Source organism: Shewanella sp. MEBiC00475 (assembly GCF_005234075.1).
GTDB lineage: Bacteria > Pseudomonadota > Gammaproteobacteria > Enterobacterales > Shewanellaceae > Shewanella > Shewanella polaris.
Genome location: NZ_CP039928.1, coordinates 1,871,895 through 1,898,881, shown reverse-complemented (window position 1 = coordinate 1,898,881; position 26,987 = coordinate 1,871,895). Strand labels below are relative to the sequence as shown.

Here is a 26,987-nt window from a genome sequence, read left to right as displayed (position 1 = left end):
TATGGGGTCGCGTTTTTTTGTTCGTATCGATTAGATATTAACCGACTAACTTATTGCAAGTTCATTTTACACCGCTAGCAAGGTAGAGTGCTGTTTGAGCGGCGTTTGTTATACCGAGTTGAGGTTATTTAGTCGTCCCGTGTCAGAACTTCAAGTAATTCAATATCAAAAAACAAATCTGAGTTTGCCGGGATACGATCGCCAATCTGGCGCTCTCCATAGGCTAGATGAGCTGGAACAGATAGCTTTCGCTTACCACCTACATTCATACCGATAATACCTTGATCCCAGCCTTTAATGACTCTGCCAGTACCGATGACACACTGAAATGCACCCGAAGCATCAAACTGGCTTCCGTCGGCTAATCGGCCGCTATAACGAGTAGTAATTAATGCGCCTTTAACGGCCGCTTTCCCGCTGCCAACTTCAATATCTGTGATAATCAATTCTTGGGTCATGGTACTCTCGTTTGTAATAATATGGACTAGTTGGGTTATGCAATATTACCATTTTAATTTTTTACAGTTTACTGGTGTGCCGAGTCTTTCGAAACTACTTATGTTTGCTTATAAGGTTGAATTTCAATGAAACATAATTGAAATTCTCATCAGCCTTAAAGCGAAAAGGGCGATCATTTAGTGAAGCCATTGTGATCCACAAATACTATTACGTGGTCAGCAGTTGAAACCTGAGCCTATAGTAATAATGCCAGCCAAGGGTAAGGCTGCGGCATAACATAAATACCGACATTGCCGCCCAAAGACTATCGTTACCCCATCCTTGCAATAAGTACCAGCATGGAAAGTAAATTCCAAATGTAGCTATTATCATACTATTACGCATAATATTTCCGCGAGCTGCGCCAATATATACGCCATCAAACAAGTAGCAACCAAATGCCAAGATAGGCATAATAATCAGCCATATTAAATCATTGTTTGCGGCATCTTGTACCGCCTCTATATTGGTTAATAACTGAATTATCCACGGCCCTGTTAGCCAAAATAGCAGGCTAAATAAAACAGCTACCATTGCAGACCAGCAAAAAGCTAACACTACGCTTTCATGAAGCAATTTGGGGTCTTTTTTACCAAATGCCCGTCCCACTTCAGCTTCTGCATAATAGGCTATGCCATCGAGCGCATACGATATCAACATCAATAAATTAAGCAGTACCGCGTTGGCGGCAATAATGTTGTCGCCTAAGCCTGCACCATAAAAAGTCATAAAGCTAAAGGCAGCTTGCAAGCACAGACTACGGATAAAAATGTCGCGGTTTAAGGTGAGTAAACGAGCATATCCCCGCCATGTTAATTGAGAAATCATGTGGCTTAGATTCAGCTCGCCTGTGAGTTTCAGTTGGCGCTTTACCATGACTAATCCAACTGAAAATGCACTGATATCAGCAATAACTGATGCTAATGCCGCCCCTTGTACATTCCATTTAAATACCATGACAAACACAATATCGAGAATAATATTAGCGCTATTAGCGATAATCAGCTGCCACATGGCTGCTTTTGGTGCTTGGCGTCCGAGCAGCCAACCTAGCAATACTAAATTGACAAGAGCAAACGGTAGTGACCAAATTCGAATATTGACATATTGGCGGCAATAGAACATCACTTGTTCGCTGGCATCGCTCAAGCTGAGCGCAAAATTAAGTAGTGGAGATTGTAGGATCACGCAAGCTAAGCCTAAGATTAATGCTAGGCTACAGCCTTGTATCAGTAATTGATGTTGAGTTGAGGTATCATTAGCACCATAGGCTTGAGCAACTAACCCTGTAGTAGACATTCGTAAGAAACCGAGTAGCCATACTATCAATGTAATGATGGTACTTCCTAAGGCCACGCCACCCAGGTAGTAAGCTTGCCCTAGATGTCCAATTACAGCTGTATCAACTAATCCTAAAAGTGGGATGGTGATATTAGACAGTATCATTGGTGTTGCTAATGCCAATAATTGACGATTTTTTTGGCGGTTTAACAGTAGTGAGCTAACAGACATAGGTATGAATATTCATGGTTAAGAAAATAGCGTTATTGTTGGCAGTGTTCAGTTTGAGTCTATTGCATTATGATGCAAATGCGGTGGTTATTTTACAATATCATCACGTATCTGAGAACACGCCTAAAAGTACTAGTGTCACGCCTAGTCAGTTCACCGAACAGATGCAGTACTTGGCCGATAATGATTTTACCGTGATGTCATTAACTGAAGCTGTTAAGTCAATAAAGCATAACACGCCTATAGCAGATAAACGTATCGTGATTACCTTCGATGACGGATATGACAGCATTATTAACAATGCAGCGCCTATTTTGGCTTCGCATCAATTTCCATATACGGTGTTTATTTCTGTAGCGCCCATTGAGGCGGGTTACAAAGGCATGATGAGTTGGCAAGATATTAATACTCTGTCGGAGCAAGGTGTGACGATTGCAAACCATAGCTGGGGACATGAACACTTAATTCGTCGTCAAGGCAAAGAATCCCAAGACCAATGGCAGGCGCGAGTTGAAGATAATATTCTATCGACTGAGGCAGAGATCTTAAAGCATACTGGCCAAAGCGTAAAAATGTTTGCCTACCCTTATGGTGAATACACTAATAAGTTGGAAGCTATTTTGGCTAAACATGGTTTTGTTGGTTTTGGTCAACAATCTGGTGCGGCGGGAGAATATTCATCATTAACGGCGTTGCCACGTTTCCCAGTAGCTAATGCTTATGCGGATTTAGCGAGTTTAATGGTAAAGTTTTCCAGCTTACCGATGCCGGTTATTAAGCAAAATATAAGCGATCCATTATTGGTATCAGGTAAATGGCGGCCTAAGTTGATATTAACCCTCAATATTCAGGATATTTATCCCCATCAAGTAATGTGCTTTATTCAAGGGCAAGGTTCTAAAAAGCCTACTTGGTTGAGTGAGAATCGCTTATCTATTCAGGCATCATCAGACTTAGCCCCCGGACGGTCACGTTATAATTGCACCGCACCGAGTAAAACCAAATCAGGCTATTATTGGTTCTCGCAAGCGTGGATCCGCCCGCAAGATAATGGTCAGTGGCTTGAAGAGTAACTGCATCATATGGATGGCTAGTGCCAAGATTGAACGATTTGGCCAAAGTCAGCTATCAGCTCAGCATTAAGAATTTGTGCTAGTTGACCAGGCTGTGGTTTGGGTTTAAATACTGCTATTTTTTCCCCTCGAGGTGAAACCAACACATACGATGCACTATGGTCTACTTGGTAATCGTTGTTGTCTCCAACCATGGCATATACAAAGCCTAAGTCACGACTAAACGGAAATAAGTCGGTGTGTTCTGCGCTGACTGCTTTAAAGTCCTTATTAAAAAAGTTTATGTAATCTAACCGTTTAACTTGAGTGTCACGTTTGGGGTCGGCTGACACAAACACCACTTGCACATTGCTGGCTATTTTTTGCAGTTGTGGATAAGCCGCTGCGAGTTTATTCAACGTGGTCGGGCATACATCAGGGCAAGCAGTATAACCAATAAAAAATAAGCTCCATTTGTCTTGCAACGTTTGGTTAGTAAACGCATTGCCGTATTGGTCTGCTAATGTAAACGGTGCTAATGCGCGCTGTTGTTCAAATACATAACTGGTTGCCAGTGGCATAGGTTCTGTTTGCGTCTGTTGATAAACAACGCCCCCCGCCAAGGCTAATAATATTAGCCCCACCGCTATCATTATTTTCAATATCTTTTCCTTTCTAATTTAAGCAGTTACCCAAAAGTAATGATCTACTAATAAGACAATAAACAACACCATTAAATGATAAATGGAGAATTTAAAAACTTGCATGGACAGTTCTGGATAGTCATGAAACTTTAACTGCCATGCCTTATAGATAAAACCACAACTCAATAATGTTGAACCCACCAAATATATTGGACCACACATACCGACTAAAACGGGTAGCAGGCAAGCAATGGCTAATAAGATGGTGTAAAGCAAAATACAGGTTTTAGTAAATTCAACCCCATGAGTAACCGGTAACATTGGAATATCGACCTTGGCATATTCTTTACGGCGATGAATGGCTAACGCCCAAAAATGCGGAGGGGTCCAAGTGAAGATAATAATAACCAGCAACAGAGCGTAACCATGCAGTTCATTGGTTATTGCTGTCCAGCCTAACAGTGGTGGCATCGCACCGGCTAATCCACCAATGACAATATTTTGTGAGGTCGCTCGCTTAAGGTAGGCGGTATACACCAAGGCATAACCAATTAAACTGGCAAAGGTCAGCCAAGCCGTGAGGGGATTAACTAAGGTATATAACACCACAAAACCGAGCGTTCCGAGCGACACCGCAAATGTGGTCGCTTTGGTGGTTGATATTTTGCCTTTAGGTAGCGGACGATTATACGTTCGGGCCATCAATCCATCGATTTTACGATCAATTAAGTGATTAAACGCTGCCGCGGCGCCTGCCATCATTGCAATGCCTGCCATCCCTGCAACTAGAGGTTGGAGTGGCACTATACCTGGGACGGCTAAACACATACCGACCAATACTGTCAGTAGCATAAGTGCTACAACTTTAGGTTTGGTCATTTCAAAATAAGCACGCCATTGCAGGGTTATTTTAGGTTGAACCTGACTCATTGTTAGAGGTTTTGTCATGGTCGATCCTCACTCATGCTTTACGCCATAGGGCGTAATTAATAAAGACTAAGGTAAGCAGCAACAAGGCTGCGCCTCCATTGTGTGATACTGCTATGCCTAAAGGTAAATTCATCACTACATTGCTAATCCCCAATCCGACTTGAGCGATAACGAGAAACAGTAATAAATAACCACTGTTGCGCATAATATGTGATTGTGCGAAGCGTAATTTTAGTGCAAGGATAATTAGGGTTATGGCTGTGACAACCGCCCAAATTCGGTGGCTGACATGGATGGTCATTCGTGTGGCATAGTCCAAAACGCCAAATTCAAAACTGGGGTGGTCGCCTTGAAATGGTGAAAAAGCATCGGCAAAACGTAAGTTATCGACCCAATTACCTTCACATATGGGCAGGGCGGTACAGGCAAGCGCGGCGTAATTTGATGAGGTCCAGCCACCCAGTATGATTTGAATGACTAATACACCAAAACTGGCTAATGCTAACGGAATGAGCTTATGCGCATAGGTATCACCTCCGGGGATCCTTAAAGGTTTAAGCCGCAGATATAACAGCAGTAATAAGGCAAATAAACTAAAGCCGCCAATAAGGTGTGCCATCACCACTATTGGCATTAATTTCATCGTGACAGTCCACATGCCAAGCGCAGCTTGAAACACAATCAGTGCAGCAATAAATACGGGCAGTTTTTTGGGTGCTTGAGGCTGTTTTAGGCATAAAATTAAAATCGCTAAAACCATTAAGCCCAAAGTACCAGCGATATAGCGATGGATCATTTCCAGCCACGCTTTTTCTGGCTCAATTTGAGCATCAGGGAAACGAGTTTCAATTTTGGCTAAGTCATGGCTTGCGCTTGGCACCGCTAAATGGCCGTAACAGCCCGGCCAGTCTGGGCAACCTAATCCAGCATCAGACAGGCGTGTGTAAGCACCCATTAAAATAACCGCTAAGGTAAACACTAAGGTGAATTTGATTAATCGCTGTATTGCCATTAGCCTACCCTCGACAACTTAAGCATTTTACGTAAGTCAGCAATCATGGCTTTGCCCTGAGCAATATTAGCGTCGTGGCCTATCACGTTGTCATATTGCATCACTAAGCTTCCGAGAGGGTCGACAATGATGAGTTGTTGATTGGTTAATAGTGCAGCAAGTGCGTCATTGGCGTTTGCTTGGTCAAAAGCGATATTTAATTGCTTGAGTATTTGGGTGTCACTGTGGCTATTGACCAAAATGATAGGTGTAACACGATCCCGATTTTTTCCTAGGGCAATATAGCTTTGGTGTAAAATGTACAGCCGTTCTTGGCATTGCTCATTGCAGTTTTCGGGTAGAAAAAACAGTACTTGCCATGCATGAGGTTTTGGGTTTTCCATGGCTAAATTGGCATAGTTAATTTCTGGTGCGATTAACGCCCCTTTGTTAGTTGCTCCACCGTTGTATAGTTCTAGGCTTAACACTAATTTGGCTAAGGCAACCGGTAAAATAAATACCAGCAGTAAGACCATTAGTGCTTTATTACTCTTTTTTGGCTGGGAGTTCATTCTATCTCCTCTTTATCATTTTAATATTATGGTTAAGTTAATGATTAACGACGAGGTTTAACGTCGATACTGTCGAAATGCTATCCAGCCCATGAGCCCTAAAAATACCGCTGCCATGGTGAACCATTGCAATGCATATCCTTGATGCTTTTGTGCTGACAATGGAATAGGTACCCAAGGTTGGGGTAGGTGATAATTGGGAACATTGTCGGGTTGCAGCACAATAGGGGCTAAGTCATGACCAAGCAGATCCGTTAGTGCGGGGATATTCATATTTTGAAAACGTATTGGTGTATCGGCTGACTGTTCAGCATCAAGTTGGTCACTTAATGGATTGGGTTGTTTTTGATAAATGCGCCCAACCAATTTGTAGTAAGCATTTTTTAACGGTGTTAGCTCGGGTAGGATGCGGCGATCTTTGCTTGCTGGCACAAAACCTAACTCGACCAATACCCAAGGTTGCTCAGGAGTGATTTCAAACACTTGGTAAGCTAAATACCCCACTTGTCCTTGATACACTTGATTGTCTAATAACAACATCATGTTATTTGCCGGTTTGGCTGAAATCGATAGACGATAACCCGTTAGTAGTCTCGCTTCTGGCTGAGAGGTGGTTGATGCTTCAGATGATTTAACGATTGCCAACAATGCTTCATAGCTAAGCGCTTGTTGCTGTTGGCGCTCAAGTAGCGTGCTTTGCCACTCTTGTTTAAAGCTTGCTCGTGATAGCTGCCATAATCCTAACTTGACCAATAAGCTAAACACGACCAAAGTAATGATAACCAATAATACTCGAGACACACTCACACTATAAAAAGGATTGCCTGTGACAACACCTTTCATCGTTAAGTTAGTTTTAGTCTCGTTGCTTGTATTCATATTATTTAACTTAGCTAGAGCTTTATTTATTATGGTTAAAGGGCAGCATCAACAATCAATGAGTCGTTTTTTAGGCCGGCGCGTGTTGTTTTCTGTTGTCGTTATTATGGTATTGCTGGTGGCTCTGGGGCTTGGCTACATTCAGCCAAATCCCAGACCTTATTAGTGTTGATTTACAACACATATACAAAGATGAATAAGCATAACCACACCACATCAACGAAGTGCCAATACCAACTCCCAGCTTGAAAAGCGAAATGCTTATCGGGCGTAAAGTGACCCTTCACAATTCTGAGTAATAAAATCATCAAAAACAGGGTACCAATAGTGACGTGCATGCCGTGAAAACCGGTCAACAGAAAGAAGGTGTTGCCGTAGACACCAGAAGAGAGCGTTAACCCCATTTCTTGGTAAGCATGGCTATATTCTTCAACCTGTAAACAGAGAAACGCAACCCCTAAAATTACCGTCAACGCTAACCAGATTATTAAGGGCTTACGGTTGGCTTTTTCTAGGTTGGTATGAGCAAAGTGTAAGGTAACCGACGAGGTCAGTAGAATAATGGTGTTAATTAACGGCAAACCCGTCCATGGCATGGCTTCGGTTGCAGTACCATCGGGTGTTTTCACCAATGGCCACATGGCCTCAAATGCAGGCCATAACACTTCATGGGTCATGGCATTGTTAGATGCGCCACCAAGCCAAGGTACTGAAATCATGCGGGCGTAAAATAGCGCGCCAAAAAATGCCCCAAAAAACATAATCTCTGAAAAAATAAACCAACTCATTCCTTGCCTAAATGAACGATCCATTTGCGGTGAATACAGTCCAGCCATTGATTCATCAATAACGGTCTTAAACCAGCCAAAAATCATAAAGATAATCACGGCCAAACCAGTTATTAAAATGTAACCACCAGAGGTTTTTTCGGTGGTTAATTGTTGTACATAATTTCCTGCGCCAAACGCAATTAAAAATAAACCTATAGCACCGATTATTGGCCAAGCACTTTGGGCTGGCACATAATAAGTTTGATACTTTGTCGTCATTTTGATGCTCCTTGCTCTATGGCGGTCGCCTGTCTGTCGGTGATGTCATAAAGGGTATAAGAGAGAGTCAATGTGTTAATGGACGCTGGTAAGTCAGGATCCACGTAAAAAATCAATGGTAGTTCTGCTGTTGCTGCTGCAGCCAAAGGTTGTTGATTAAAGCAAAAACATTCCGTTTTATTGAAGTATGCCGCCCCTTGCCCTGGCGATACCGAAGGGATTGCTTGGCCTACGGTGTCACGTGTCGACAGATTTTTAACCAAAAATTGTGCATGAGTTAGCTCACCAGGATGCACACTTATTTTGTTCACTTTAGGACTAAATTCCCATGGCATACCAGACTGAACTTGAGTGACAAATTCAATGGTTACGGTTCGGTTTTTATCAACCACCACCGCTTCATAACTACTGGCGCTATTTTGGGTTTTGCCATTAATTCCCAATGTATCGCAAAGCACGTCATAAAGTGGTACCAGCGCAAAACCAAATCCAAACATACCTATTGACCCAGCAATCAGGATGATTAATAGCTTACGATTTGATTTTGTTGGCTGTGTCATCTCATTTAATCTCCGGTGGAGTGGTAAACGAGTGATATGGTGCAGGGCTGGCAATCGACCATTCCAAGCCTTCGGCTGCTCCCCAGGGGTTATCTCCAGCAGGTTTTCCACCTTTAATGCATTTGAGCACAACGGCGAGGAATATCAGCTGAGACAAACCAAATGCAAAACCTCCAATAGACACAATTTGGTTCACATCGGCAAACTGTACCGCGTAGTCAGGGATCCTACGTGGCATACCCGCTAAACCTAAAAAGTGCATGGGGAAAAACAATACATTGACGGATATTACCGAGCACCAAAAGTGCCATTTCCCCAACGTTTCGTCATACATATGGCCAGTCCATTTAGGCAACCAATAATAAGCGGCTGCCATAATGGAAAATATTGCCCCAGTGACGAGCACATAATGGAAATGAGCCACTACAAAATAGGTGTCGTGGTATTGGAAATCAGCAGGCGTAATTGCCAGCATCAGGCCAGAAAAACCACCTATGGTAAACAGAATAATAAACGCTACAGCAAACAGCATTGGTGTTTCAAATGTCATTGAACCGCGCCACATGGTTGCCACCCAATTAAATACTTTTACCCCCGTGGGTACGGCAATTAACATGGTGCAATACATGAAGAATAGTTCGGCGAACACCGGCATCCCAGTCGTGAACATGTGATGCGCCCACACTAAGAATGACAACACGGCAATACTGGCAGTGGCGTAAACCATTGAAGAGTAACCAAACAGCTTTTTACGGCTAAAGGTTGGCACTATTGCGGAGATAATACCAAATGACGGTAAAATCATAATGTAAACTTCAGGATGACCGAAGAACCAGAAGATATGCTGGAACATTACCGGATCACCGCCTCCAGCAGCATCAAAAAAGCTGGTACCAAAAAACTTATCGGTTAATACCATGGTGACCGCACCCGCGAGTACCGGCATCACTGCTATCAGTAAGAAAGCGGTAATTAACCAAGTCCACACAAACAAGGGTAACTTCATCCACGTCATGCCTGGAGCACGTAAGTTTACAATGGTGACAATGACATTAATTGCACCCATTATTGAACTTATGCCCATGATATGAATGGAAAATACAAATAATGCGGTACTGTCAGGGCTGTAAGTGGTTGAGAGCGGGGCATAGAATGTCCAACCAAAGTTAGGTCCACCGCCTTCCATAAATAACGAACCCAGTAACATGGCAAAGGCAAAAGGTAAAATCCAAAAACTCCAGTTGTTCATTCGTGGTAATGCCATGTCTGGTGCCCCAATCATCATAGGTATTAGCCAGTTAGCTAAGCCCGTAAAAGCGGGCATTACTGCACCAAATACCATAATGAGACCATGAACAGTGGTCATTTGATTAAAAAAGTTAGGTTCTACTAGCTGTAATCCAGGCTGAAATAACTCAGCTCGAATGACCATTGCCATTGCGCCGCCAGTGAGAAACATAATGAAACTAAACCATAAATACAGAGATCCGATATCTTTATGGTTAGTGGTGAGTAGCCAGCGCATTAGCCCCTTTGGAGCGCCGTGATGATCATCATGGGCGGTTGCAATTGTATCGTGCGTTGTTGTGCTCATTGTTTTCCCTTACTGTCCATGGCTAGCGACATCGGCAGGTTGCACCGCCTCGCCAGAATTATTGCCCCACGCATTGCGCTCATATGTAATCACTGCCGCCATCTTTCGAGGGCTTAATTGACTACTAAATGCCTGCATTGCAGTACCTGGTTTTCCGTGCATAACGATATCGATATGTCCGCTAACCGGTCCGCTAACAACAGGGCTACCAATAAGTGAAGGGAAAGCGCTAGGTAAACCTGCGCCAGTGGCTTGGTGACATGCAGCACAAGTCGTGGCATAAACCTGCTCACCTTCGGTCATTAATTGCTCCAAGGTTAACGTGGGCAGATCTTCTGCTGGAGCAACTTTTGCTACGGTTTCGACAGCTTGAGTGGCTTTCTCGGTAACCGCATCGGTAATGTCAGTTGTCGTGGCTGCAATAGTGCTTGTGACATCAGCAACTGCTTTGTTTGCTTCTGTTTTTGCCTCGTTACTGCCTAAAAATTTTCCTATATCAGCAGCTTGTACAAGATCACCGCTATTATTGCCCCAAGCATTACGTTCAAAGGTAATCACTGCTGCAATTTCTTGGGCGCTAAGTTGTTTTGCAAAGGCCTGCATTGCGGTACCTGGTTTACCGTTTATGACGATATTTAGATGGCCTTCAACAGGGCCTTTTATGATAGGGCTGCCAATTAATGATGGGAATACACCAGGAAGACCCGCACCATTAGGTTGGTGACAAGCAGCACACCTAGCAATATAGATTTGTTCACCTTGTGAGGTTAGATCTCCGAGTGACAGGGTTTGGGTCATTGATGCCGCCGCCGCAGCAGCGGCATTGCTTGCTAGTTGTTTTTGTTCAACTAACCAATTATCAAAATCGTCCTCCGACAATGCTTGCACTACAATCGGCATAAAGCCATGGTCTTTACCGCATAATTCGGCACATTGGCCGCGATAAATACCGGGCTTATCAATACGAGTCCAAGTTTCATTAATAAAGCCTGGATTAGCATCTTTTTTAACGGCAAAAGCGGGCACCCACCATGAGTGGATAACATCATCAGAAGTCATCAAAAAACGTACTTTTTGGTTAATGGGGAGTACTAGTGGTTTATCAACTTCAAGGAGGTAATGTTCTCCTTTAGCCTCACTACCGTCAATTTGTTCTCTGGGGGTAGATAATGAGCTGTAAAATTCGATGTCTTTATCAAAATAGCTGTAATGCCATTTCCACTGCGACCCGGTAATTTTAATGGTGAGATCAGCATCGCTGGGATCTTCCATAGCAATTAAGGTTTTGGTGGCTGGAATAGCCATGGCGATTAAGATGATAAAAGGAATGACGGTCCAAGCAATTTCCACTTTGGTACTTTCATGAAAATTGGCCGCGACTGCGCCTTTTGATTTGCGGTGGTAAATCATTGAATAGATCATGATCCCAAACACCACTAACCCAATGGCACAACAGATATAAAGAATCGTCATGTGGAGGTGATAAACCTGACCACTGATATCTGTCACGCCTTGAGTCATGTTGAGGGGCATTGCTGTTGCCCCAAGCGGAAGTGCTACACACACAACCAGTAAACAATACAACCATTGCTTCACAAGACTGCTCCTCTGTTAATTGCAAATTGCAATTACAAAGAAAAGTCACACAGTAATTCTCTGCTCTATGCAAACTCTTCGGTTCCCGAAAAAAGTTTGATGACCTCAAAGTACCTTGGTGGTTGTAAACAGACGGTCTACGGTTTTATTGTTAGCTGTGCACCACGCTTGTACCTACGACTGAACTTATCAATTTGTGTTGACGTTTTCCCATCGATGACTATTAAATCTGCCATTTACGTCAAATTAAAGATAAAAAATTGTTTCATCCTTGTTAAGTACATTACTTGTAGATTAAGGATTGATCAAGATCACTTTTTTTCTTAATCGCCTGAAAAAGGTGAAAAAAAAGCCCTGAATTCAATACAGGGCTTGGTTATTAAGGGTTCGTGCTTAGTGAAACGAGCAAAAATTACTTGTTCCATTTGCTAAGGTCGGGCTAACAAGTTGATGTTTGTGAGGTAAGTGAGTATTCACATCTTCAATTACGATCCCTAATGCACGTGCGCTTTTGGCTACTATTTCCAAACGGCGACTATCGCGAGCATCAAGTGAGCTTGTCCAAGTTACTACTGCACTAGATGTACCACTAGTGAGTGCTTTTTCCATGGCCCATAATGTCTCGACTTCATCTTTGGTGTGAACCAGTAAAATGCGATCCATTCTCACTCCGGCACTTGCCAGCATATGTTTATAACCAATGTGAGGTGGGCTAATGAGTACAATCCAGCGGCCTTGTTGGCTTAACGTTGCTAGTTGACTACACAATTGACTCAGCTCTGCTTCACCTTGGGTAACCGTTTGCAATGTTTGAATGGTTTGGTTGCCCTGAAGTTCTGTGTCTGATAAATCTACCCATAAGCCAGGGTGGCGTGGGGCGATGCCCATTAGTTTGTTCATAACCAATCTCCATTACGGATAACACCAACGGCAAGCCCTTCGATGGTTAGGCTTTGGCAACTTAAATCTACTTTTATCGGGTTGTAATCTTCATTTTCTGCATGCAGATAAATGACGTTACCTTTTTGTTCAAATCGTTTTACGGTGACGTCATCGTCTATTCGTGCCACCACAACTTGGCCATTACGTGCTTGCTGCATTTTATGTACCGCGAGGAGGTCGCCTTCTAAAATGCCGATATTTTTCATGCTGTCACCACGAACCCGCAATAAAAAATCCGCAGCAGGTTTAAACATATTGGGGTCAACTTGATAATAGTTTTCCACATGTTCTTGGGCCAAAATAGGCTCCCCAGCAGCAACTTGCCCAATGAGTGGTAGACCGGTTTCAATCTGTTCTTCATGAGGTAATCGTATACCTCTAGAGGTACCAGGAATGATCTCGATAAAGCCTTTTTTGGCTAATGCTTTTAAATGCTCTTCGGCGGCATTAGCACTTTTAAAGCCAAGACGATTCGCAATTTCAGCTCGAGTGGGTGGCATACCTGTTTCGGCGATATTGTTTTTAATTAAGTCTAATATTTCAGCTTGGCGCGGCGTTAACGGTCTCATGACAATTCCTGTCTTTTTATACAGTGACTGTCATTATATACAGTGATTCTGTTCGCGCAAGTATTAACCAACTGTTTTTTGTTATTTGTTTGTACAAATTGATTTAACTTACTGTTATAAAACGTTATTTTATATTTTAACTTTGGGGTGTGACTTCTAAAGAAATCCAAAATGTAAAGATAAATAAGCCAGATAGTGTAAGCGGGGTTGTTTCTGGTATCCTATGCAACAATATTATAGTGGCTTATGTTGCGAAAATAACCATGTCAAAACCTGATTCAATATTTTTACGAACATTAAAGTGGATTCAAAAATGGATGGTGCAAACGATTGTTGTACCACATGATCCTTTTGATGACCTCAATATAGATCCGACTAAACCTTTAGTTTATTTGATGAAAACGGAATCTATTAGTGATATTGCCGCCTTGAGCGAAATCACAGAGGGCTTTGGTATGCCTAGTCCTTATGAACCATTAAAGCTTGATGGCTTGCAAGTGCCTCGAGTTGTTTGTTTAGAGGGGCGCAAACCATTATTTGGTAAACGCGAAAGTGGTGAAAAATTCATTAATTATTTTACCAGTCTATTATCTCTTCATCGTGAGAACTCTGAATTAGATATTCAGTTGGTTCCTGTTTGTCTTTATTGGGGACGTACCCCAGGGAAAGAAGATGACAGCATGAAAGCGGCTGTATTTGAAAGAGAAAATCCAACATGGCTACGTAAATGGTTAATGATTTTATTTTTAGGACGACATAATTTTGTCCAGTTCTCTAATGCATTATCGCTTCGTTATATGGCCGATGAACACGGTACAGATAAAAGAATTGCTCACAAGTTAACCCGTGTTGCACGAGTGCATTTTCGCCGCCAACGCAAGGTAATGACAGGGCCACAGTTACCTAATCGAAACGTATTGTTTGCTTCTTTACTAAAATCTGAGTCTATCAAGAAGGCGATAGAAGAAGAATCGACAAGCAAAAAAGTCTCGGTGGAGAAAGCTCGCGAAACTGCTATTGAATATCTTGACGAAATTGCTGCTCATTATTCCGATAGCTTAGTGCGCATAGCTGAACGCTTTCTGACTTGGTTATGGAATAAATTATACAGTGGCATTAATATTAAAGGTGCCGAACAGGTAAGACAGTTACATCATGATGGCCATGAGATTGTTTATGTGCCTTGTCATCGCAGTCATATGGATTACTTATTACTGTCGTATATTTTGTATTACCAGGGCATGGTTCCTCCACATATTGCCGCGGGTATTAACCTTAATTTCTGGCCTGCAGGACCGATGTTCCGTCGTGGTGGGGCATTCTTTATCCGCCGTAGTTTTAATGGCAATAAACTGTATACAGCAGTCTTTCGTGAATATTTAGATCAGTTGTTTGCTAAGGGTTATTCCGTCGAATATTTCACTGAAGGTGGTCGTTCGCGTACCGGACGCTTGCTGGCGCCTAAAACGGGTATGTTGGCCATGACTATTAACAGTGTGTTACGTGGGATAGAGCGTCCAGTGACTTTAGTACCTGTGTATTTAGGGTATGACCATGTTATGGAAGTGGCTACTTATCATAAAGAATTAAGTGGTAAGAAAAAGAAAAAAGAATCTGTGTGGCAGGTATTTGGGGCAATTAGTCGATTAGGTAATTTTGGCCGAGGTTATGTCAATTTTGGTGAACCCATTAATCTACAGCACTTCTTAAATCAGCAGGCACCGGAATGGCGTGCTGAGCTTGCAAAAGATCCCGATCAAAAACCGTCGTGGTTTACGCCATCGGTTAATTCATTAGCTAACCGCGTGATGACTAATATTAATGGTGCAGCCGCCGCCAGTTCGGTGGCATTGACCAGTTTGGTGTTATTGGCATCAGAGCAAAATGCGTTGGAAAGAGGCCAGTTAGAACGTCAGCTTGATTTGTATTTAGCCTTACTTAACACCGTGCCATATACCGATTTCACATCTGTAGCAGAAGGTAATGGTAAATCGATTGTTGATCATTGCTTGTCGTTAGATAAGTTTGTTAGTAGCAAAGATCCTATTGGCGAAATTATTTCGGTCGATGAGAAAATTGCTATTACTATGAGTTACTATCGTAATAACATTATTCACCTTATGGCGCTTCCTTCATTAATTGCCAGCTGTTTGGCTCACTATGATGTATGCGATCGTAAACGCATCCATGCGGTTGTTATGGATTTATATCCGTTACTTAAAGCCGAGCTCTTTATGGGCATTGATGATGTACCTGCGCATATAGATAGCATTTTAGAATTTATGGTTGAACAAGGTTTATTGAGTGGTGAAGATGATTTTGTCATCACACCTCGTCATATCACGCAAGTGTTGCTTCTTGCTGAAACCATAAATGAAACCTTGCAGCGATATGCCATTATCTTCAATTTACTGGCGATCAAGCCTGATCTGGAACGTTCAGAACTTGAAACCGATAGTCATTTATTAGCCAAGAGATTAGGCGCATTACATGGCATTACTGCTCCAGAGTTTTATGATAAAAAGCTGTATAACACCTTGAGTGTGAAACTGAAGGAATTGGGTTATTTAAGCAGTGACGAACATCGTTCTGAAGTAATCAGAATAAGAGATAATGTTAATAAATTACTAGGATCTTCAGTAAGGCAAACCATTGTTGATAGTGTGCAAACGGAGCACGGATAATAATGGCTAACCATATGAATGGAGCTAAGCATCGTGTCGGCGGTAAATCTGTACTGGGCGGGGCGATGATTATTGCCGGAACAACGGTTGGTGCAGGAATGTTTTCGTTACCCGTAGTTGGAGCCGGGATGTGGTTTGGTTATTCAATAGCGATGTTACTAGGCGTATGGTTTTGCATGTTGATGTCGGGATTGCTGTTACTAGAAGCCAATCTGCATTTTGAACCGGGCGACAGTTTTGACACCTTAACTAGAGTGACTCTAGGGCAGTTTTGGCGAGTGGTTAACGGCTTATCAATTGCCTTTGTGTTGTATATTTTAACTTATGCATATATTAGTGGTGGTGGGTCGATTGTTAATCACAGTTTATCTGCTCTTGGCGTAAGTTTACCCCAGAGTGTGGCTGGTTTGGTATTTGCAGTCGTCTTGGCTCTTGTGGTGTTTATCAGCACCAAAGCGGTCGATCGGATCACAACGATTATGCTCGGTGGTATGGTCATTACTTTCTTTTTGGCTATCGGTAATTTATTAATCGACATCGATCCGATAAAGCTAACATCTCCCGATGGCGAGTCGCGGTATTTACCTTATTTACTTGCCGCAATTCCGTTTGGCTTAGCGAGTTTTGGTTATCACGGTAACGTACCTAGCCTAGTAAAGTATTACGGTAAAGATGCCCGAACTATCGTGAAGGCTATTATTGTTGGCACCAGTATCGCATTGGTTATTTATGTGTGTTGGTTAGTGGCTACAATGGGGAATATTCCTCGGAGCCAGTTTACTAATATCATTGAACAAGGCGGTAATATTGGTGTGTTAGTCGCTGCGTTGTCGGGAGTGATTACCAGTCACTGGCTTGATAACATGTTATCCCTATTTGCCAATCTTGCTGTGGCATCATCATTTTTAGGTGTGACATTGGGTTTATTCGATTACCTTGCTGATTTATTTGGTTTTGATGACTCACGTAAGGGGCGTTTTAAAACTGCAGCGGTTACTTTTATACCACCGACTATTTTGGGATTATTGTTTCCTAATGGTTTTATTATTGCTATTGGTTTTGCTGCATTAGCTGCAACCGTGTGGGCGGTGATTGTGCCTGCATTATTAGCTTACAAAATTCGGCAGCAACACCCAAATTCAAAAGGCTTTAAAGTACCAGGTGGAACACCTCTTATTGTTGTTGTGATATTATTTGGTGTTATTACAGCAACTTGTCATTTATTGGCTATGGCGGATATTTTACCGGTATTTAAGTAGTCGCTAATTACGATAATAGACTAACAGATGATTAAAAAGCCTTCGTATGAAGGCTTTTTGCTTTTTAGCGAATATCTACTTAACTTAGCGCAAATCATTATTCACTTTCCATTTTATTTTGGCCTGCATTTTAGGTTGTCATTTTTATAAGGATTAACACAATGAAAGTACAACAATATCAACAAGGACAACCATGTTGGCTTGAACTAGCAACCCACGATTGGGCAGCGGGTAAAGCATTTTACCAAGGATTATTTGGCTGGGGGCCGATGATACGCCTATGCCAGAAGGGCATTACACCATGTTGCAAATTAACGGTGATGATATTGGTGCAATGTACCCCATGCCAGAGAATATGCAGGATTTACCGACCCACTGGACAATCTATTTTGCTGTCGACGATGTCAATGTGTCAGCTGAGTTAGTTAAGCAAGGTGGCGGTGAAGTATTAGCTGGCCCTCATTCTGTTGGTGATGCGGGTCTTATGGCATTGTGCAGCGATCCAGAAGGCTGCCGTTTTGCATTGTGGCAAGGACAAGATCACATTGGTATCAAGCGGGCACAAGAGGCCAATACATTATGTTGGGTTGAGTTAGCATGTCGAAATACCGCTGCAGCGAAACAGTTTTATAGCCATGTATTAGGCTACCAAACCAAGCTAGCTGACATGGCTGAGTTTGAATACACACAATGGTATGTCGGCGAGCAAGCTATTGGTGGCATGTTAGAAATGACCGACGAATGGGGCGATGCTCCTGCGCATTGGATGAATTATTTTGCTGTCGACGATTGCGATGCTTCAGTTGCAAAAGCCCAAAGTCTAGGGGCTACTGTCTGTGTGCCTGCGACCGATATTCCTGATGTAGGTCGTTTCTCTGTTCTTAATGATCCACAAGGCGGATTTTTCTCAATTATTACGTTATTGGATCCGACAACATAATCACGGGTAATAAAGGTCAGAATTTGAATTTGAAGCAACAAGTCATGTCATAGTGAGTGGCTTTAAAGGATGAGTCTATGACCCAAGAAACAACTCAAGCCGCATTAGCACGAATTAATCGCAGTATGCTGATAGTGGCCATTATCGATTTTCCCGGTACATTACTGTTTGGCCTAGGGCTTTACGGAATATTTGCCGGATTTGACCAAGGCTTTTTACCTATATTATCTAACACAATGATTATTAATATTATGTTGATTGTTGGAGGGGTTATTATGGCGTGGGGAATATTCAGAATGATAAATCTTGCACGCGAAAAACAAGGAATAATTCAACAATGCAAAAACTGATGGCTCAATTAATACTATTGTTTGGTTTAACGCTGTTAACAGCTTGTAGTGGTACTCAAGCATATCGTCTTGGTAATAGTGGTAATGCAGATGACAATAAAAATGACACAGATTACATGATACTGAATGTCCCTAGGGCAATTTTAACCAGCGATCCATGCAAATATGGGCATCCTGACGATATTGTGGCGTGTCGTAAAAAGAAACAAGATGAAGTGGATCGACTTAATGAGTCAATTAGCAACAAGACTAAATATAATTAATTTCCTGTCCCGAGTTCAGATTAAGTAATCCTGCCCACCCCGACAACAAACATCCCTAACCTATTAAATAGCTTAGGGATGTTGTCATTCGTAATGTCTTAATTTTTAGGCAGTTTACGACCATATATCAGTAAATATATCGCTGGAATTACAAATAGCGATAATAGTGGCGCAGTCACCATACCGCCCACCATAGGTGCAGCAATTTTTTGCATCACCTCATTACCCGTACCACTGCCCCACATGATAGGCAGTAAACCAAAAAATATGGTCGCGACTGTCATGGCTTTAGGGCGAATTCGCATTACAGCTCCTTCAATTAATGCTGCTGTTAAATCCGCTTTACTGTGGTAGTTATCGGCTTGTTTATAGGCCTTAATACTATTATTAAGGTACACTTGCATCACCACGCCAAACTCAGCCGCAACCCCTGCTAATGCAATCATGCCGACCGATACCGCAACTGAAAAATTAAAGTCCAGCCCGTAAAGCAACCACGCACTACCAACCAATGAAAAGGGCAAACTTAACATGATCACAGATGCTTGGGTTACTGAGCTAAATGTCATCATCAGCAGCATAAAAATTACTGCAAGCATTAATGGGATCACCATTTCCATTTTTGCATCAACTCGTTGCATGTACTCATACTGTCCAGCAAAACTATAGCTATAGCGTGGCGGAAGGGAAATCTGTTGCTTGAGAGCCTTTTCTGCTGCGACGATGTATTCACCAATTGAAATATCTTTCAGATCGACAAACACCCACGAGATAAGGCGACCATTTTCACTGGCCAGCATAGGGGCGCCATCACTAATGTTTAAGTCTGCTAAATAACTTAAGGGTAAGTACTTGCCCGTTTTGGTCATCACAGGTAAATTTCTGAGTTTCTCAATGTTGTCACGTAGCTCTCGCGGGTAACGTATATTGATTGGATAGCGTTCTTGACCTTGAATCGACTCACCAATAGTCATGCCGCCAATCGCCATTTTGACTACATCTTGGATGTCTTTTAAGGTCATGCCATAACGTGCGGCATTTTTAAGATCGGGTGTTATATCAATATACCGTCCGCCGCTACTGCGCTGTGAAAACGCTGAGGCCGTGCCGGGTAATTGGCTCACAACCGCTTCTATTTCAGCACCGATGCGTTGTAGTTCCTCAACATTTGAACCCGATATCTTTATGCCAACAGGCGTTCTAACACCTGTGGATAGCATATCGATGCGGGTTTTAATCGGTTGCACCCAGGCATTGGTCATTCCTGGAATACGCACGGTTTTTTGCAGTTCTGCAATAATGCTTTCTAAGGTTACGCCTTCACGCCATTCAGTATTCGGTTTGAGCATAATGGTAGTTTCGAGCATCGTTAGCGGTGCAGGGTCTGTAGCGGTAATTGCGCGACCGACCTTACCAAATACCCGCTTAACTTCTGGAACGGTTTTTATCAAACGGTCTGTTTGTTGCAATATCTCCGCTGCTTTGCCAGCACTGACGCTAGGTAACGTTGTCGGCATATAAAGCAGATCACCTTCTTCTAAGGTGGGCATAAATTCCGATCCCATTTGGCTTAATGGATAGTAAGCACTGAACAACACAATGATGGCTAATCCTATGGTGATTTTAGGAAAATTAAGTACCCACTTTAGTGATGGCTGATACATTGCTATTAGTACTCGGCTGATGGGGTTTTTACGTTCATCAGGGATTTTTCCGCGGACAAAATAACCCATTAATACCGGGATTAAGGTAATCGCTAAGATTGCCGATGCCGCCATTGTGAAGGTTTTGGTAAAGGCTAGCGGGTGGAACAAACGCCCTTCTTGTGCTTCAAGGGCAAATACCGGCGTAAAGCTCAAGGTAATGATCAATAAACTGAAGAATAATGCTGGGCCGACTTCAATAGAGGCTTCTTTTACAAGTTGCCAATGGTCTTCCCCCTCGGGAGCCTTACCGTGCTTGTGGCGATAATGTTCTAAATGCTTATGGGTATTTTCAACCATCACAATCGACGCATCAACCACTGCACCAATGGCAATGGCAATGCCCCCTAGGCTCATAATATTAGCATTGACACCAATGAGATTCATGGCGATAAAACTGATCAAAATCGAAATAGGTAAAGTGATAATAGCAACTAATGTTGAGCGAGCATGCAGTAAAAATAATAAGCAAATGAGCCCGACAACCAGCATTTCCTCTAGCACTTTATGGGTAAGATTATCGACTGAGCGTAAGATTAAGTCTGAACGGTCATAAGTGGTGACTAATTCAACTCCATCAGGCAGTCCATTACTAATTTGCTTGAGTTTTTGCTTAACATTATTAATGGTTTCAAGTGCATTCTCGCCATAACGCATCACTACAATGCCGCCGACGACTTCACCTTCACCATTCAGTTCGGCAATACCACGACGGGCCGCTGGTCCGGTTCTTAGTTGGGCTACATCTTTCATTAATACTGGGGTGCCAGTTTCAGATAAAATACCCAATGGAATTTCAGCAAAATCGGCAATGGTTTGACGATAACCACTTGAGGTGATCATATATTCAGCTTCGGCCATTTCAATGACTGAACCACCAGTCGAGCTATTGGAATTATCTAAAGCATTTTTAATGGTCATTAAATCTATTTGGTACAGAGCCAACTTATGCGGGTCGACAACCACTTGATATGTTTGTTCCATACCGCCAACAGTGGCAACTTCTGATACACCAGCAACACTTTGTAATTCGAGCTTTAAAAACCAATCTTGTAACGAACGCAATTGGGCTAAATCATACTGTCCGTTACGATCAACTAAGGCGTATTGGAAAATCCAACCCACACCAGATGCATCTGGGCCAATACTTGGTGTGACACCTGCTGGCAGTTGATCTTGGGTTTGCGATAAATATTCTAAAACTCGTGAGCGAGCCCAATAAATATCGGTGCCATCTTCAAAAATGACGTATACAAACGAATCGCCAAACATCGAAAAGCCACGCACCGTTTTAGCTCCTGGCACGGCAAGCATGGCTGATGACAACGGATAGGTAATTTGATCTTCAACTAATTGTGGTGCTTGACCTGGGTATGACGTTTTAACAATGACTTGCACATCTGATAAGTCCGGCAGCGCATCGAGCGGTGTCGTGCGCATGGCTTGATAACCCACTAATGCGATAACGACGGTGAAGACTAATACCATCACACGTTGTTTTATCGAGGCACTAATTATTTTTGCTAACATTACCGTGCTCCTTAGTGCTGGTGAGCATCGGTTGTGGCGTTTTTACTGGTTGAAGTGTTATTGCTTAACCTTTGTAAACTACCTTGAATGCTGGCTTCAGAGTCCAGTAAAAACTGTCCTGATATGACGACTTTGTCATGTTCATTGAGCCCCTCTAAAATCTCAGCTTTACCGCCCGACATGATACCAATTTTTACTGGTACGGAAGCAAAGCTAGTATCACTACGCTGTACTACAACACGATTCTCGCGACCGGTGAGAATAAGCGCTTCGGTCGGTACCGTGAGCACGTTATTCTTAGGCAATCCAAATAAGGTTACATCAACCAAGCTACCCGGTTTGAGTTTGTCATTAAGATTATTAAGCTTAATCCGTACTCGCATTGCTCGGGTAACGGGGTCTAATTCGGGGTAGATATAGTCAATCGTTGAATCAATATCAAACAGCCCTTGAGCCGCCGCACTCACAGTGACTTTACGACCTTGTTGCAGCCAACTTTGCTCGTTTTCAAATACATCAGCAATAACCCAAATGCTGTCTAAATTAACGATTTCAAATAGGGTATCCCCTGGCTGAATATACATACCAGGACGAATTGTAAGCTTACTGATAAAACCATCTTGCGGAGCATAAAAAGGCACTTTAAAAATGGTTTCACCGGTTTTTTCTAAACGGTCAATCACCTTATTATCAACACCCAGTAACGCTAAGCGCTTACGTGCTTTAAGTAATAAACTACTGCCTCGTTTTTTATCTTGTTTAAGGTAATCTTGTGCTTGAGAGTAATCGTCTTGGGCATTGACCAATTCAGGCGAGTAAAGCTCATATAACAATTGGCCCTTTTTTATCTTTTGACCAACATTATGCACCATGAGCGTTTCTATCCATCCGGTTGCTCGGGTATGCACATGGCCAATAGTATTTTCGTTATATTGCACTGTACCTATGGTGTTCACTTGACGAGATAAGTTCGATTTTTCAACGATATGACTGCGCATGCCTAATGCTTGTTGCATACCGCCAGAAACGCCAACAACAATTTCTTGGCTTGCATCAACAACGGTGACTTTCTCAAGGTTCATACCACAGATTGGGCATGTGCCAGGGACATCGGACACCACATGAGGATGCATTGGACAGACATATTTTACATTGGTGCTATCGTCCTGATTTGCCGTAGGCAGCAATGCCGGTTTAGATTGACTAAATACCTTATCGGCTTGGCTTTTTTCTACAGGGGTCGTATTTTGCATGTTTGGCATTTGATGTTGAGTGTCGTCAACGGTGGACTCTTCTTCCTCCTCTTTGACGACGAGAAACATATTACAGATGGGACACGTTCCCTCTTTATCACTGATAACTTCAGGGTGCATTGGGCAAGTATAGGTTTTACTGGCTTGTGACAGATGCTGGGCATGGTCGTGCTCAGCAGCATAAACGGCAGGTGATGTCAGAGCAACTGGGATGGTTATCCCAACAAATGCGCCCAGTAGCATGCTAGAGAGTGGAAATTTTTTCATAAAACCCTCGATATTCATCATGACAATACTGACGATCGTCATGATGAATAAACGCTAAAAAATAATAATATTGGATATGTTCAACACGCAATAGCGATCAATTGAACTTAATCTGCTAGGTTTTTTTCTACTGGAATATCACTTTGCATGTTAACCATTGGATGCATAGTGTCTTTAGTGGCGGACTCTTGTTGCTCATCTTTGACAACCAAAAACATATTACAGATGGGGCAACGGCCCTCTTTATCACTAATCACTTCAGGATGCATTGGACAAGTGTAGGTTTTACTGGCTTGTGACTGATGTTGGGCATGGTCGTGCTCGACGGCATAAGCGATTGGTGATGATAGAACCAATGGGAGGATAATGCCGACAAACGCGCCTGATAGCACACTAGATAATGTAAATTTTTTCATAGAGACCTCGGTATTCATCATGAAAGTTATGATGATAAACGCTAAAAACAATAATGTTGAATGTGCTCAAGGCACAATAATGATCAATTGAATTAAGCGATAGGAGGGCGAAAAGCTGGTGGGAAGGCGATTGATACTCGATTAACAACCATAGTAATGGGTGCCGAAAAAAGCGGGATGTTGGTTATCGGCAATTGAATATCGATAAGGTTAGCTACCAGAGAAATGGTCAAACAGTGATTACAATCAATACTGCAAAAGCCTGAACCATTACAACAACTGGCTTTGGGAAGTGATGAGGTCACTGATTCATCAATATTATTAACAATATTCGAGACATTATCGTGGCAATTTATCATCGCCTTGTGTGACATTGATACCGTGGTGTCAGTTGCGTCATCTGTTTGAGTAGACATTGTTAGTTGGGTCATTTGGGCATTGGCCATCGGTACCATTAAACTGTCATTAGTCAATAACCCCTGTCCGACAAGTGCGAACAAAGTGATAGTGATGATCCAATAATTTGACAGTTTTGCTTTCATTTAACCTTAACTAATTTGTGGTGTGTAGATAGCTTAACAGACCTTTACATCAGTAAACATCTTTCAAATAATTTTGTTAACCCAGATGATAATAACTTTTTTATGTTATCAATCGTGTGATGCACATTCCATTTCATTAATGTAGATAAGTCTAACACCAAAGCCAGTGAGTTTTTGCTGGACCTTGGTTGATATTATTTATATTTCAACAAATCGTTTAAACAAAGAACGCCTACTCTATTTAAAAATGCTACCCACCTGAATTCGTTAACGTTAAAGGTCATCATAAAGTGAGAATTTTCCCATTAATGTAGACAGTATTAAAAGAGCGACTTATTGAGTGCAGTATAAGCAACTCTATGAGCCTTGGTGGTAAAAAGATGGCAAGTAAGATGTCGGAGATGTTAAACCGTATATTTTTGTATTTGAACAGACATTTATCAATCAATTCTGCATGTCTTTATACCAAAAAACAGCTTGGTCCATCTTCTCTTTTGATCAGAGAAGTAGGGTTCAAATAAATCTTCTAGAAATTAATCGGTCCTTTTCTTTTTGTAATATCAGTAAAATAGCGATCCACCTCTCATTTTCAATAATTTTTTGACAAGCAATTATCAGAATAGCGACTAGAATCAATTTTCTAACTATAAAAAATCTTAAACTAACAATATAAATATTAAGAATTCCATTTTGCTATTACGGAGATTGAACAATGAACTGGCGTGCACTATTTAAACCAAGCGCGAAGTACTCAATTATTGCACTTATTGTTGTGGGTGTAGTTGTGGGTGTCGTAGGTTATTTCGCAACTCAACAAACTTTGCATGCAACAAGTAGTGATGCTTTTTGTATGACATGTCACCGTGACCATTCGTTAAGAAAAGAAGTCATGGAATCAGCTCATGGCGGTGGTAGAGCTGGTGTTACAGTGCAATGTCAAGATTGTCACTTACCACATGGCCCATTTGCATATCTAATGAAGAAAATCATTGTTTCTAAAGATATTATTGGTTTGATGACCATTGATGGCTTTATGACTCAAGAATGGTTAGATGAAAATCGTAAAGAACAAGCGGATTTAGCGTTAAAATATTTCCGCAGCAATGATTCAGCTAACTGTCAGCATTGTCATACTCGTATTTATGAAGATCAACCTGATACGATGAAGAAAATGGCTGTAAGAATGCACACCATGAATTTCAAGAAAGCACCAGAAAAGAGAAAGACTTGTGTCGATTGTCATAAAGGTGTCGCGCATCCTTACCCTAAAAAGTAATGCGTTAATTAGATAAATAAAAACCTCGTTATATTAACGAGGTTTTTTTATGCCAATTTCTCAACTAATAAGTGCCTTCTAATTTAGAGGGAAGATCGGATCATAGATTTATTGTAGGCGTTGTAGATTCTTTTAATCAGCATTCTGGCTATGGTATTGATCTAGTATCGCAAAGAGCCCAAATAATAAAATTGCACCGTAATCTGTGATTTTTTTATTTTTATGGGACAAGAAGATACCTGTCAGTAATGCCATTAAAATATGCATAACCGCAGTAATACTTGCAAGCAAATTGAGGGTTTCAGACACTTCTGGACTAAAGACACATAAACCATAAGCCACTACACACCACATTGATAATGTGGCCGCTTTTCCCATTAGGGTAATATCATCGATAGACATGGGCATTTATTCGTCTACAGATTCGTCTGCAGATTGTCCAAGGATGTCTGGTTGGTATTGATAGAGTCGATAACGGACTTGTCCTGCTTGTTTTTCTTTTAGTGCAATCCAAGTAGCGGGTACTTGGAATGAGGCTAATGTTGACTCGGTTTCAACATAAATAAGAGCATCATTGTTTAACCACTGATGAGTCATTAATAATTCAACCGTTTTACCTGCCAAGTCTTTATGAAAGGGAGGATCGATAAACACAATATCAAAACCTGTAGCTGTGCCTTTAGCAAGCATTTGCAAACTATCTGCATTTACAACCTCTGCATTTTGGCATTGCAGTGTGGCGAGATTTTGTTTTAGCTGATTAGCCGCGTTTTTTTGCAGCTCAATCATGGTGGCAAAATTAGCATAACGAGATAATGCTTCGAGGCCTAATGCACCACTGCCAGCATAGCAATCGAGTACTCTGGCACCACGAATATCGTTAGCAAGCCAATTAAATAAGGTCTCGCGAACGCGATCGGTGGTTGGTCGCAGGCCTTCGAGATCATGGATTGGCAGTTTACGAGAACGCCATTGACCTGAAATAATTCGCACCTGACCACTACTGGTGTTTTTTTTAGCCATCTCACCCTCGTCATTTTGCCTGAACAAAGAAAAAAGAAAGTGGTAGACTATGCCACAATCTGAACTGTCGTTATTTTATATCAAACTTGTGAT

26 protein-coding genes and 1 pseudogene are annotated in these 26,987 nt (G+C 41.9%); 8 read left to right on the top strand and 19 right to left on the bottom strand.

The window, feature by feature from the left end:
- Positions 1 to 128: 128 nt before the first annotated feature.
- Positions 129 to 458 carry an FKBP-type peptidyl-prolyl cis-trans isomerase gene (locus FCN25_RS08375; protein ID WP_137223744.1) on the bottom strand — a complete coding sequence of 110 codons (330 nt, stop codon included), beginning with the start codon at positions 456 to 458 and terminating at the stop codon, positions 129 to 131.
- 208 nt (positions 459 to 666) lie between these two features.
- Positions 667 to 2,010, bottom strand: a complete 1,344-nt coding sequence (gene dinF, locus FCN25_RS08370) for an MATE family efflux transporter DinF (protein ID WP_137223742.1) — start codon at positions 2,008 to 2,010, stop codon at positions 667 to 669.
- Between the two features lie 14 nt (positions 2,011 to 2,024).
- Between dinF and FCN25_RS08365 the strand changes: the two genes are divergently transcribed.
- Complete coding sequence (locus FCN25_RS08365) at positions 2,025 to 3,083, top strand: polysaccharide deacetylase family protein (RefSeq protein ID WP_137223740.1); 1,059 nt, start codon at positions 2,025 to 2,027, stop codon at positions 3,081 to 3,083.
- Positions 3,084 to 3,100: 17 nt separating this feature from the next.
- Here FCN25_RS08365 and FCN25_RS08360 read toward each other — a convergent pair whose 3' ends face one another.
- From FCN25_RS08360 to FCN25_RS08340, 5 genes are read right to left on the bottom strand one after another with little or no spacing between them, the layout of a single operon-like run.
- Complete coding sequence (locus FCN25_RS08360) at positions 3,101 to 3,715, bottom strand: SCO family protein (RefSeq protein WP_137227362.1); 615 nt, start codon at positions 3,713 to 3,715, stop codon at positions 3,101 to 3,103.
- Positions 3,716 to 3,742: 27 nt separating this feature from the next.
- Positions 3,743 to 4,654, bottom strand: coding sequence for a heme o synthase (gene cyoE / locus FCN25_RS08355; protein WP_137223738.1), 912 nt, complete (start codon positions 4,652 to 4,654; stop codon positions 3,743 to 3,745).
- A 13-nt stretch (positions 4,655 to 4,667) separates the two neighbouring features.
- Positions 4,668 to 5,648 (bottom strand): heme A synthase, encoded by a 981-nt coding sequence (locus FCN25_RS08350; protein WP_137223736.1) that lies wholly within the window; start codon positions 5,646 to 5,648, stop codon positions 4,668 to 4,670.
- The gene (locus FCN25_RS08345) at positions 5,648 to 6,199 is read right to left on the bottom strand and encodes a hypothetical protein (RefSeq protein WP_137223734.1); all 552 of its coding nucleotides are present in this window, start codon (positions 6,197 to 6,199) and stop codon (positions 5,648 to 5,650) included. The genes FCN25_RS08350 and FCN25_RS08345 overlap by 1 nt, the downstream gene beginning before the upstream one ends.
- Positions 6,200 to 6,256: 57 nt before the next feature.
- Positions 6,257 to 7,078 carry an SURF1 family protein gene (locus tag FCN25_RS08340; protein ID WP_137223732.1) on the bottom strand — a complete coding sequence of 274 codons (822 nt, stop codon included), beginning with the start codon at positions 7,076 to 7,078 and terminating at the stop codon, positions 6,257 to 6,259.
- Between FCN25_RS08340 and FCN25_RS08335 the strand changes: the two genes are divergently transcribed.
- On the top strand, positions 7,026 to 7,244 hold the full coding sequence (locus FCN25_RS08335) for a DUF2909 domain-containing protein (protein WP_137223730.1): 219 nt from the start codon (positions 7,026 to 7,028) through the stop codon (positions 7,242 to 7,244). The genes FCN25_RS08340 and FCN25_RS08335 overlap by 53 nt on opposite strands.
- Positions 7,245 to 7,251: 7 nt before the next feature.
- Here the strand turns inward: FCN25_RS08335 and FCN25_RS08330 are convergent, their stop codons facing one another.
- The 6 genes from FCN25_RS08330 to lexA form a co-directional block, all read right to left on the bottom strand.
- A complete protein-coding gene (locus FCN25_RS08330; protein ID WP_137223728.1) occupies positions 7,252 to 8,127 on the bottom strand; it encodes a cytochrome c oxidase subunit 3 in 876 nt (291 codons plus the stop codon).
- Entirely contained in the window at positions 8,124 to 8,687 is a 564-nt protein-coding gene (locus FCN25_RS08325; RefSeq protein ID WP_137223726.1) for a cytochrome c oxidase assembly protein, read from the bottom strand. Before FCN25_RS08325 ends, FCN25_RS08330 begins: the two co-directional genes overlap by 4 nt.
- Before the next feature lies 1 nt (position 8,688).
- Positions 8,689 to 10,281 carry a cytochrome c oxidase subunit I gene (gene ctaD, locus FCN25_RS08320; RefSeq protein ID WP_137223724.1) on the bottom strand — a complete coding sequence of 531 codons (1,593 nt, stop codon included), beginning with the start codon at positions 10,279 to 10,281 and terminating at the stop codon, positions 8,689 to 8,691.
- A 9-nt stretch (positions 10,282 to 10,290) separates the two neighbouring features.
- Positions 10,291 to 11,877, bottom strand: a complete 1,587-nt coding sequence (coxB, locus tag FCN25_RS08315) for a cytochrome c oxidase subunit II (RefSeq protein WP_137223722.1) — start codon at positions 11,875 to 11,877, stop codon at positions 10,291 to 10,293.
- Positions 11,878 to 12,270: 393 nt separating this feature from the next.
- On the bottom strand, positions 12,271 to 12,777 hold the full coding sequence (locus FCN25_RS08310) for a cell division inhibitor SulA (RefSeq protein ID WP_137223720.1): 507 nt from the start codon (positions 12,775 to 12,777) through the stop codon (positions 12,271 to 12,273).
- Positions 12,774 to 13,388, bottom strand: a complete 615-nt coding sequence (lexA, locus tag FCN25_RS08305) for a transcriptional repressor LexA (RefSeq protein ID WP_137223718.1) — start codon at positions 13,386 to 13,388, stop codon at positions 12,774 to 12,776. Before lexA ends, FCN25_RS08310 begins: the two co-directional genes overlap by 4 nt.
- Before the next feature lie 263 nt (positions 13,389 to 13,651).
- Here lexA and plsB point away from each other — a divergent pair, with 263 nt between their 5' ends.
- The 5 genes and pseudogenes from plsB to FCN25_RS08280 all read left to right on the top strand — a co-directional run bounded on the left by plsB (position 13,652) and on the right by FCN25_RS08280 (position 18,884).
- Positions 13,652 to 16,072 carry a glycerol-3-phosphate 1-O-acyltransferase PlsB gene (gene plsB, locus FCN25_RS08300; protein ID WP_137223716.1) on the top strand — a complete coding sequence of 807 codons (2,421 nt, stop codon included), beginning with the start codon at positions 13,652 to 13,654 and terminating at the stop codon, positions 16,070 to 16,072.
- A gap of 2 nt (positions 16,073 to 16,074) precedes the next feature.
- On the top strand, positions 16,075 to 17,331 hold the full coding sequence (mtr, locus tag FCN25_RS08295; protein WP_137223713.1) for a tryptophan permease: 1,257 nt from the start codon (positions 16,075 to 16,077) through the stop codon (positions 17,329 to 17,331).
- A gap of 161 nt (positions 17,332 to 17,492) precedes the next feature.
- A pseudogene (locus FCN25_RS08290) lies at positions 17,493 to 18,271 on the top strand (VOC family protein).
- A gap of 77 nt (positions 18,272 to 18,348) precedes the next feature.
- On the top strand, positions 18,349 to 18,621 hold the full coding sequence (locus FCN25_RS08285; protein ID WP_137223711.1) for a hypothetical protein: 273 nt from the start codon (positions 18,349 to 18,351) through the stop codon (positions 18,619 to 18,621).
- Positions 18,609 to 18,884 carry a hypothetical protein gene (locus FCN25_RS08280; protein ID WP_137223709.1) on the top strand — a complete coding sequence of 92 codons (276 nt, stop codon included), beginning with the start codon at positions 18,609 to 18,611 and terminating at the stop codon, positions 18,882 to 18,884. The genes FCN25_RS08285 and FCN25_RS08280 overlap by 13 nt, the downstream gene beginning before the upstream one ends.
- Before the next feature lie 98 nt (positions 18,885 to 18,982).
- Here FCN25_RS08280 and FCN25_RS08275 read toward each other — a convergent pair whose 3' ends face one another.
- From FCN25_RS08275 to FCN25_RS08260, 4 genes are all read right to left on the bottom strand, one after another.
- Complete coding sequence (locus FCN25_RS08275) at positions 18,983 to 22,117, bottom strand: efflux RND transporter permease subunit (RefSeq protein WP_137223707.1); 3,135 nt, start codon at positions 22,115 to 22,117, stop codon at positions 18,983 to 18,985.
- 11 nt (positions 22,118 to 22,128) lie between these two features.
- Positions 22,129 to 23,637, bottom strand: coding sequence for an efflux RND transporter periplasmic adaptor subunit (locus FCN25_RS08270; RefSeq protein ID WP_137223705.1), 1,509 nt, complete (start codon positions 23,635 to 23,637; stop codon positions 22,129 to 22,131).
- A 107-nt stretch (positions 23,638 to 23,744) separates the two neighbouring features.
- Positions 23,745 to 24,053 carry a heavy metal-binding domain-containing protein gene (locus FCN25_RS08265; protein WP_175405842.1) on the bottom strand — a complete coding sequence of 103 codons (309 nt, stop codon included), beginning with the start codon at positions 24,051 to 24,053 and terminating at the stop codon, positions 23,745 to 23,747.
- Positions 24,054 to 24,145: 92 nt separating this feature from the next.
- Complete coding sequence (locus FCN25_RS08260; RefSeq protein WP_137223703.1) at positions 24,146 to 24,595, bottom strand: hypothetical protein; 450 nt, start codon at positions 24,593 to 24,595, stop codon at positions 24,146 to 24,148.
- 712 nt (positions 24,596 to 25,307) lie between these two features.
- On the opposite strand from FCN25_RS08260, the gene FCN25_RS08255 reads away from it, so the two are divergent.
- Positions 25,308 to 25,871, top strand: a complete 564-nt coding sequence (locus tag FCN25_RS08255; RefSeq protein WP_137223701.1) for a NapC/NirT family cytochrome c — start codon at positions 25,308 to 25,310, stop codon at positions 25,869 to 25,871.
- A gap of 132 nt (positions 25,872 to 26,003) precedes the next feature.
- On the opposite strand, the gene FCN25_RS08250 is transcribed toward FCN25_RS08255, so the two are convergent.
- Entirely contained in the window at positions 26,004 to 26,273 is a 270-nt protein-coding gene (locus FCN25_RS08250) for a DUF1145 domain-containing protein (protein WP_175405841.1), read from the bottom strand.
- A gap of 6 nt (positions 26,274 to 26,279) precedes the next feature.
- The gene (gene rsmD / locus FCN25_RS08245; RefSeq protein WP_137223697.1) at positions 26,280 to 26,894 is read right to left on the bottom strand and encodes a 16S rRNA (guanine(966)-N(2))-methyltransferase RsmD; all 615 of its coding nucleotides are present in this window, start codon (positions 26,892 to 26,894) and stop codon (positions 26,280 to 26,282) included.
- Positions 26,895 to 26,987: the final 93 nt, after the last annotated feature.

Coding starts and splice junctions, on each gene's coding strand:
- rsmD (WP_137223697.1), bottom strand. CDS start 26,894: ATGGCTAAAAAAAACACCAGTAGTGGTCAGGTGCGAATTATTTCAGGT.
- FCN25_RS08330 (WP_137223728.1), bottom strand. CDS start 8,127: ATGACGACAAAGTATCAAACTTATTATGTGCCAGCCCAAAGTGCTTGG.
- FCN25_RS08260 (WP_137223703.1), bottom strand. CDS start 24,595: ATGAAAGCAAAACTGTCAAATTATTGGATCATCACTATCACTTTGTTC.
- FCN25_RS08270 (WP_137223705.1), bottom strand. CDS start 23,637: ATGAAAAAATTTCCACTCTCTAGCATGCTACTGGGCGCATTTGTTGGG.
- cyoE (WP_137223738.1), bottom strand. CDS start 4,654: ATGACAAAACCTCTAACAATGAGTCAGGTTCAACCTAAAATAACCCTG.
- FCN25_RS08325 (WP_137223726.1), bottom strand. CDS start 8,687: ATGACACAGCCAACAAAATCAAATCGTAAGCTATTAATCATCCTGATT.
- FCN25_RS08280 (WP_137223709.1), top strand. CDS start 18,609: ATGCAAAAACTGATGGCTCAATTAATACTATTGTTTGGTTTAACGCTG.
- FCN25_RS08340 (WP_137223732.1), bottom strand. CDS start 7,078: ATGAATACAAGCAACGAGACTAAAACTAACTTAACGATGAAAGGTGTT.
- FCN25_RS08265 (WP_175405842.1), bottom strand. CDS start 24,053: ATGAAAAAATTTACATTATCTAGTGTGCTATCAGGCGCGTTTGTCGGC.
- FCN25_RS08250 (WP_175405841.1), bottom strand. CDS start 26,273: ATGTCTATCGATGATATTACCCTAATGGGAAAAGCGGCCACATTATCA.
- lexA (WP_137223718.1), bottom strand. CDS start 13,388: ATGAGACCGTTAACGCCGCGCCAAGCTGAAATATTAGACTTAATTAAA.
- FCN25_RS08275 (WP_137223707.1), bottom strand. CDS start 22,117: ATGTTAGCAAAAATAATTAGTGCCTCGATAAAACAACGTGTGATGGTA.
- FCN25_RS08345 (WP_137223734.1), bottom strand. CDS start 6,199: ATGAACTCCCAGCCAAAAAAGAGTAATAAAGCACTAATGGTCTTACTG.
- mtr (WP_137223713.1), top strand. CDS start 16,075: ATGGCTAACCATATGAATGGAGCTAAGCATCGTGTCGGCGGTAAATCT.
- FCN25_RS08365 (WP_137223740.1), top strand. CDS start 2,025: ATGGTTAAGAAAATAGCGTTATTGTTGGCAGTGTTCAGTTTGAGTCTA.
- FCN25_RS08255 (WP_137223701.1), top strand. CDS start 25,308: ATGAACTGGCGTGCACTATTTAAACCAAGCGCGAAGTACTCAATTATT.
- FCN25_RS08360 (WP_137227362.1), bottom strand. CDS start 3,715: ATGATAGCGGTGGGGCTAATATTATTAGCCTTGGCGGGGGGCGTTGTT.
- dinF (WP_137223742.1), bottom strand. CDS start 2,010: ATGTCTGTTAGCTCACTACTGTTAAACCGCCAAAAAAATCGTCAATTA.
- plsB (WP_137223716.1), top strand. CDS start 13,652: ATGTCAAAACCTGATTCAATATTTTTACGAACATTAAAGTGGATTCAA.
- FCN25_RS08285 (WP_137223711.1), top strand. CDS start 18,349: ATGACCCAAGAAACAACTCAAGCCGCATTAGCACGAATTAATCGCAGT.
- FCN25_RS08350 (WP_137223736.1), bottom strand. CDS start 5,648: ATGGCAATACAGCGATTAATCAAATTCACCTTAGTGTTTACCTTAGCG.
- ctaD (WP_137223724.1), bottom strand. CDS start 10,281: ATGAGCACAACAACGCACGATACAATTGCAACCGCCCATGATGATCAT.
- FCN25_RS08310 (WP_137223720.1), bottom strand. CDS start 12,777: ATGAACAAACTAATGGGCATCGCCCCACGCCACCCTGGCTTATGGGTA.
- FCN25_RS08375 (WP_137223744.1), bottom strand. CDS start 458: ATGACCCAAGAATTGATTATCACAGATATTGAAGTTGGCAGCGGGAAA.